Annotated in this window: 5 protein-coding genes; 4 read left to right on the forward strand and 1 reads right to left on the reverse strand. The window is 67.5% G+C overall.

Annotated elements, in window-relative coordinates:
• Positions 1 to 129 precede the first annotated feature (129 nt).
• The 4 genes from LBC97_00405 (at position 130) to LBC97_00420 (ending at position 6,151) form a co-directional block, all read left to right on the forward strand.
• A complete protein-coding gene (locus LBC97_00405) occupies positions 130 to 1,773 on the forward strand; it encodes an ABC transporter substrate-binding protein (protein MDR2564521.1) in 1,644 nt (547 codons plus the stop codon).
• A gap of 259 nt (positions 1,774 to 2,032) precedes the next feature.
• Positions 2,033 to 3,082 (forward strand): ABC transporter permease, encoded by a 1,050-nt coding sequence (locus LBC97_00410; GenBank protein MDR2564522.1) that lies wholly within the window; start codon positions 2,033 to 2,035, stop codon positions 3,080 to 3,082.
• A 1-nt stretch (position 3,083) separates the two neighbouring features.
• Entirely contained in the window at positions 3,084 to 4,493 is a 1,410-nt protein-coding gene (locus LBC97_00415; GenBank protein ID MDR2564523.1) for an ABC transporter permease, read from the forward strand.
• On the forward strand, positions 4,490 to 6,151 hold the full coding sequence (locus LBC97_00420; protein ID MDR2564524.1) for an ABC transporter ATP-binding protein: 1,662 nt from the start codon (positions 4,490 to 4,492) through the stop codon (positions 6,149 to 6,151). Before LBC97_00415 ends, LBC97_00420 begins: the two co-directional genes overlap by 4 nt.
• A 631-nt stretch (positions 6,152 to 6,782) precedes the next feature.
• Here LBC97_00420 and LBC97_00425 read toward each other — a convergent pair.
• The gene (locus LBC97_00425) at positions 6,783 to 7,007 is read right to left on the reverse strand and encodes a DUF3791 domain-containing protein (GenBank protein MDR2564525.1); all 225 of its coding nucleotides are present in this window, start codon (positions 7,005 to 7,007) and stop codon (positions 6,783 to 6,785) included.
• Between the last annotated feature and the right edge of the window lie 183 nt (positions 7,008 to 7,190).

Consider the following 7,190-nt stretch of genomic DNA (forward strand, 5'->3'; position numbering starts at 1 on the left):
GCCCCAGTTTGGCGTCTCCGCCCACGGCTGGCGAGCCTGGGCCCGGTTCCAGGCCACCCAGACCACGGGGCGAAGCATCAGGTAACTGGCTCAGGCAGTTTCAAAACCGACAGATGGGATAACGATCAGATGCGAAAGACGCACAGGTTTGCAGCGGCATTGGCCGTTGGATTGACGGCATCGCTGACGCTGACGTTGGCGGCATGCGGCTCAAAACGCGAGGAGCCCACCAACAACAACTCCGGCAAAGAATCGGCTGACACCGGGGGCGACTCCCGTGTCGCCGAAGCCAAGAAGCTGCTGGAGGACGCCGGGGTGTCCATCCCGGTGGACCTCTCCCTCCAGTACAACTCCGACCATTACGGCGACTCCTCCGACCAGGAATACGGCGCCATCAAAGAGCAACTGGAGGCGACAGGGTTGTTCAAAGTCGACCTCCAGTCGACTGAATGGGTCACCTACAACAAACAGCGGAACACCGATTATCCGGTCTACCAGCTTGGCTGGTTCCCAGATTTCCCGGACGCCGACAACTACTTGACGCCCTTCTTCGACAAGGACAACTTCCTGAACAACGGCTTCGATTCGCCCGCCGTTCAGGAACTGCTGGCCGAGGAGCGGATCCAAACCGACCCAGACGCCCGCGAGCAGTTGCTGAAGGACCTCCAAGACGAGGTCGCGGCCGAACTCTCCACCATCCCGCTGCTGCAGGGCTCGCAGATCGCGGTCACCGGACAGGACATCGAGGGCGTCGAGACCACCATGGACGCCTCCTTCCAGTTCCGCTTCTCCACCTTCGTCAAGGGCGGCGACCCGGCGGCCAAGGTCACGGTCGGCACCACCGACGAGGTCACCGGCCTGGACCCGGCGGGCACCTACGACAACGGCTCCTACCTGGTGCAGTCGAACGTATTCCCAATGGTCATGTCCTTCAAGCAACTCGACCCCACGCCGCAGCCCGATTTGGCCGAGAGTTGCGACTTCTCCGAGGACGGCTACAAGTATGTCTGCAAGATCAAGCCGGGTCTGAAGTGGACCAACGGCCACACGCTGGACGCCAACGACGTCAAGTTCTCCTACGACCGCCAGTTGACCATCCAGGATCCGAACGGCCCCTGGTCTTTGCTGGCCAACCTCAAGTCGACCGAGGTGCCGGATCCGCTGACCGTGGAGTTCAACCTGGAGGGCCCGAACGACGTGACGTTCCCGCAGGTGCTCGCCTCGCCGGTGGGCCCCATCGTGGATGACGAGGTGTTCGCCGCGGACGCGCTGACCGACCCGGCCGTGATTGTCGAGGCCAACGCCTTCGCGGGGGCCTACACGATCACCACTTTCAACGTCAACGAACTCATCGAGTACGCTCCCAACCCCGATTACAACGGCGTCCAGGGCAAAGCCCAAAACGGCGGCGTGGTGATGCGGTACTACAAGGAGTCGAACAACATGCGGCTCGACATCGAGTCCGGCACCATTGACGTGGTGTGGCGTTCGCTGACGGCCACCGACTACGACGACCTGGAGGCCGGCGGCAAGGTCAAGGTGCTGCACGGCCCGGGCGGCGAAATCCGCTACATCGTGTTCAACTTGGCGACCATGCCGGGCGACACGGATGACCAGAAGCTCGCCGTCCGCAAGGCCGTCGCGCTGTCGATCGACCGGTCCGCGCTGGCCGAGGAAGTCTACAAGGGCACCTACACGCCCCTGTGCTCCTACGTGCCGGACGGCCTGCCCGCGGCCACCGAGGCGGTCTGCGACCTGTACGGCGGCAAGTAGCCGGTCGCCCCTGGCGGGACGTCCGTAAAGGGGCGCCCCGCCAGGCGCGGTCCGCTTGTATTTGGAAGTTGGTGCCCGATGCCGTCCGCTTGCGTGGACGGCATCGGGCACCGTTTTGTCTTTGGGCCGGGAAAGCGCGCGGGGCGCCGCCGCCGGTGTTACGGCCTGGTAAAAGGTTGCAGCCCGGGCGTGGCAAACGGTGAGCCGGCGGCGAATTGGCTCTGGCGGGGCTGGACGCGGTCGGTAGACTGACCCCGTTATGGCCCCGAAGAAACAGCGTCGCTCTTCCACCGCACTGCTGCGGTACTTGGGGCTGCGCCTGGTCCTTCTCATACCCACCGTCCTGATTCTGGTGACGGTGGTCTTTTTGTTTATGCGGGTGATCGGCGACCCGATCACGGCGGCGCAGGGCGGGCGGCTCACCGCCGCCCAACTGGAGGAGCGCAAGGAAGCCGCCGGCTACAACCGCCCCATCTGGGTCCAATACTTCGAATACCTGGGCAACGTTTTGAGGGGCGACTTCGGGGTGGCCACCAAGGACCACCGCGCGATTGTCGACGTGCTGATCACCAACGGCGCCGCCACCGTGGAACTGGTCGTCTGCGCCCTGATCGTGGCGTTCGCGGTGGGCATCCCGCTGGGGCGGCTGGCCGCCCGCTACCACGACCGCCTCCCGGACGTGGCGATCAGGACCTTCGCGGTGCTGTTCTACGCCGCCCCGGTGTTCTTCGTGGGCCTGCTGGCCAAGCTGCTGTTCTCATCCGCGCTGGGCTGGCTGCCGTCCTCCGGCCGGGCCAGCTTCGACACGCGCCTGGAATTGGGGCGGATCGACAACCCGTCGCATTTCCTGATCATTGACGCCATCCGCTCCGGGAACGGCGCCTACCTGGGGGACGTGCTGCGCCACGCGGTCCTGCCGGCGCTGACCCTGGGGCTTTTGACCGCGGGCGTCTTCATTCGGCTGATCCGCATCAACCTCTTGGAGACCGTCCGGGCGGACTATGTGACGGCGGCGCGGGCGCGCGGCGTGCCCGAGCGCCGGGTGGTCTCGAAGCACGCCTTCCGCAACGCGCTGATCCCCGTGGTGACCGTCATGGGCATGGAGATCGCCCTGATGCTGGGCGGGGCCATCCTGACGGAGACAACCTTCGAGTGGGACGGGATCGGCTACCAGTTGTCCCAGTATCTGCTGGCCCGCGACTTTGTGGCCGTGCAGGGCATTGTCACCGCGATCGCGCTGGTGGTAGCCGTCGCCTCGTTCTTGATTGACGTCATCAACGCCCTGGTGGACCCGAGGGTGAGGTACTGACATGGCGGCCGGGAACAAGGCTCCGGGCGCGCCGAAGGCGGGCGCGGGGCGCGAGGGCATGGCCAAAGCCGGCCGCTTGCACGCTAGGGCGCCCTGGTACGCCAAGATCCCCGGATACGGGTTGGTCCGCACCACCCACGGCCTGCAGCGGGTCATGCTGCTGACCGGCGCCGGCCTGATCGCGTTGTTCTTGCTGCTCGCTTTGACCGCCCAATGGATCTCGCCCTACGACTTCGACCAGACCAAGTACCAGGGCGTGCCCTTCGGGACGCAGCGGCCCCCGTCCGCCGAGCATTGGTTCGGCACCACCGTGGCCGGGTACGACGTGTTCGCGCGGGTGGTCTACGGCGCCCGCACCGCCTTGATGGTGGTGGTGATGGCCGTGGCCGCGTCGATCCTGATCGGCGTCGCGCTGGGCGTTGTGTCCGGGTACCTGGGCGGCTGGCTCGACCGGCTGCTGGTGCTGATCACCGACGCGCTCTACGCCTTCCCGTCGCTGCTGATGGCGATCATCGTGTCGATCGTGGTGTCTTCGGGCCGGTCGAGCGCCATAGCCGGGATGATCTCCGCCTCGCTCGCCATCACCGTCATTTTCATCCCGCAGTATTTCCGGGTGGTCCGCAACGCCACCATCAGCGCCAAGACCGAACCCTATGTGGACGCCGCCCGCGTGGCCGGGTCCAAGTCCGGGCGCATCATGTTTGGCCACGTCCTGCCCAACGTGTCGCAGACCATCCCCGTCCTGACCACCCTCAACGCCTCCGAATCAATCCTGACCCTGGCGGCGCTCGGGTTCCTGGGCTTTGGGATCGAGCCGACCAGCGCCGCCGAATGGGGCTACGACCTCAACAAGGCCACCACCTCGGACGTCGCCAACGGCATCTGGTGGACCAGCGTCTTCCCCGGGTTGGCGATTGTCCTGGTGGTGGCCGGCGTCACCCTGATCGGCGAATCCCTCAACGACGTCCTCAACCCGCTGTTGCGCACCCGCGGCGGCGCCACCACCGCCGACGAGGAAGAACTGGTCGAGGTCGTCTTGGCCGAGGTCGGAGACCGCCGAGCCCCGTTGGAGCGGGTCTCCTACAACCCGGATTCGCCAGACGCCGGCCGGCCGTCGCCGGGCGGCGGGGGCTTGGCCGGGCAGGGCGAGGGCGCTGGCGGCGTTGCGGGGGCGGCTGCGCGGACGGCATCGGGCGATGGGGGCTTAGCCGACCCGGGCGAGGGCGCGGGCGCAGGGGCGATTGCGGAAACGGCATCGGGCGATGGGGGTTTGGCCGGGCCGGGCGAGGGCGCGGCCGGCGTTGCGGGGGCGGCTGCGCGGACGGCATCGGGCGATGAGGGTTTGGCCGAACTTGACGAAAGCCCAAGCGGGGGCGACCCGGCTGGAACCGGGGAGGGGGAGCGGCCATGAGCGAGACGCTGCTGCGGGCGCGGGACCTGACCGTTTCGTTCCAGACGGACGCGCAGCCGATACGGGCGGTCAACCGCATCTCGTTCGAGGTGGCGAAGGGCGAGATTCTGGCGATCGTGGGCGAATCGGGGTCCGGGAAAACGGTGTCGTCGCGGGCGATGGTTGGGCTGTTGCCGTCCACCGCGCGGATCGAGGGATCGGCGGAGCTTGACCAGACCGAACTGATCGGGCTGCGCGGACCGGCCATGCGGGCGGTGCGGGGCGACCGGATCGCCATGGTGTTCCAGGAGCCGTCGACGGCGCTGGACCCGGTGCGGACGGTCGGCTGGCAAATCGCGGAGGCGCTGCGGGCGCACCGGAAGATGACCAAACGGCAGGCCCTGGCGCGGGCGGTCGAACTGCTGGAACTGGTGGGGATTCCCGACCCGGCGGTGCGGGTGCACTCGTACCCGCATCAAATGTCCGGCGGGCAGAAACAGCGCGTGATGATCGCCATGGCGATCTCCTGCGACCCGGAGGTCATCATCGCGGACGAGCCCACCACGGCGCTCGACGTGACCGTTCAAGCGCAGATTCTTGATCTGCTGCACGACCTGCGGGAACGGCTGGGCACCGCCATCATCTTGATCACGCACAACATGGGGGTGGTCGCGGACCTCTCGGACCGCGTGGCGGTGATGTTCAGGGGCGAACTGGTGGAACAGGGCACGGCGGAGGACATTTTCGCCCGGCCGCAGCACCCCTATACCAAACACCTGCTGGGCGCGGTGCCGTACCTGGGGCGCGAGCGGCCCGCCTCGATGAACACGGCCGCGCCGCCCGTTTCCCCGGAAACGGTGTTGACGGTTCGGGACCTGGAGGTCTTCTTCCCGGGGCGGATCGGCTCGCCGCCGGTGCGGGCCATTGACGGCGTGTCGCTGGAGTTGAAGCGGCACGAGATCCTGGCGCTGGTGGGGGAGTCCGGCTCCGGCAAGACCACGTTGGGGCGCTGCGCGGTGGGGCTGCTGGAGCCGACCGCCGGGGAGTTGACCGTGCTGGGCCGGCCGCTGGCCTCCCTGAAAGCGCGTGAGCTTCGCGAACTGCGGAAACGCATGGGCTTTGTGTTCCAAGACCCCGCTTCCTCGCTGAATCCGCGCATGTCCGTGGGGGCCTGCGTGTCGGAGCCGATGCGGGTCCACGGCGAGGGCACCAGCGCCTCGCGGCGGGAGCGGGTCGCGGAGCTCTTGGAGGCGGTCGAGCTTCCCACCGAATTCGCCGACCGCTACCCCCACGAGTTGTCCGGCGGCCAGCGCCAGCGGGTCTCCCTGGCGCGCGCGCTGGTGCTGAACCCGGAGTTGCTGGTGGCGGACGAGCCGACCTCGGCCCTGGACGTGTCCGTGCAGGCCAAGGTCCTGGAGGTGTTCGTCCGGCTGCAGCATCAGATGGGGTTCGCCTGCCTGTTCATCACCCACGACCTGGCGGTCGTGGACATGCTGGCGGACAGGATCGCCGTCATGAAGTCCGGCCGCCTGGTCGAATTGGGCTCGCGCGAACAGGTCCTGCGCTCCCCGCAGGAGCAGTACACCAAGGACCTAATCGCGGCCGTGCCGCTGCCGGACCCGGTGGCCCAGCGCGTCCGCCAACGCGCCCGCCGCGCCGCCGGCCCGGCCTTGGCCTAAACGGCCCCGGCCCCATTCGCGGTCGGTCCCGGTTTACTGGCTCTGACCAGCTATATCACGCAACTTCGCAGCGTCCCGTCACGCAACTTCGCAGCGTCCTGTCACGCAACTTCGCAGCGTTCCGGTGCGTGACCTCGCGCCGTGCCGCGAGGCTTGGTCGGGAAGCCGCGCGTCTTTTTGCGAAAGCCCGCCCGACACCGCCAATCGACACCACGCGCCGGGTGGTGTCGATGCCGGGTGCCCGCCCCCGATGCCGCCCGCCCGCGTTCCGGAGTTTTCCCTGGTGACGGCCTCGACCGAGTTCTCGTGCCGGCCCGTCCGACACCCGTAATCGACACCACGCGTTCGGTGGTGTCGTTGCCGGGTGCCCGCCGCCGATGCCGCCCGCCCGCGTTCCGGAGTTTTCCCTGGTGACGGCCTCGACCGAGTTCTCGTGCCGGCCCGCCCGACACCCGTAATCGACACCACGCGTTCGGTGGTGTCGATTACGGGTGTCCTCCCCCGATGCCGTCCGGCCGCGTTCCGGCGTTTGCCCTGGTGGCGGGGCCGACCGGGTCTTGGGGGCGGCCCGTCCGGCACCCGTGATCGACACCACGCGCCGGGTGGTGTCGTTGCCGGGTGCCCGCCGGGCTCAATCGGCGCGTAGATCGGGCGGGAGGCCGTGCTCGAACAACTCGTCGAGGTCGTCAAAGGCGTTCTGCAAGCGCTCCGCGTGGTAGAGGTCGTACATGGAGAACACGAAGTCGGTCAGGCCGGCCGCGTCAAGGCGTTCCAGCACCTGGCCGCCGGTTTGCCCCCGCGCTGCGCCGTAGCGTTCTATCAGGTAGACGAAGAATTCGGTTTCCTTGTCCATCATGCCGTCCTATGCCAACAGGTAGACGGAGTCGCGCGGGTCGCCGGTGGCCCGCTCGGTCTCCCACATGTCGAAAACGGCGAGGGGGGCGAAATGCCAGAGCTTGAGGTCGTCATCGGCCAACATGCGGTAGGTCTCCGAGCGGGTGAATTGCCGCAACGCGTCCAGCGGCGTGAAACCGTAATG

Source organism: Bifidobacteriaceae bacterium (assembly GCA_031281585.1).
GTDB lineage: Bacteria > Actinomycetota > Actinomycetes > Actinomycetales > WQXJ01 > JAIRTF01.

Coding starts and splice junctions, on each gene's coding strand:
- LBC97_00405 (MDR2564521.1), top strand. CDS start 130: ATGCGAAAGACGCACAGGTTTGCAGCGGCATTGGCCGTTGGATTGACG.
- LBC97_00410 (MDR2564522.1), top strand. CDS start 2,033: ATGGCCCCGAAGAAACAGCGTCGCTCTTCCACCGCACTGCTGCGGTAC.
- LBC97_00425 (MDR2564525.1), bottom strand. CDS start 7,007: ATGATGGACAAGGAAACCGAATTCTTCGTCTACCTGATAGAACGCTAC.
- LBC97_00420 (MDR2564524.1), top strand. CDS start 4,490: ATGAGCGAGACGCTGCTGCGGGCGCGGGACCTGACCGTTTCGTTCCAG.
- LBC97_00415 (MDR2564523.1), top strand. CDS start 3,084: ATGGCGGCCGGGAACAAGGCTCCGGGCGCGCCGAAGGCGGGCGCGGGG.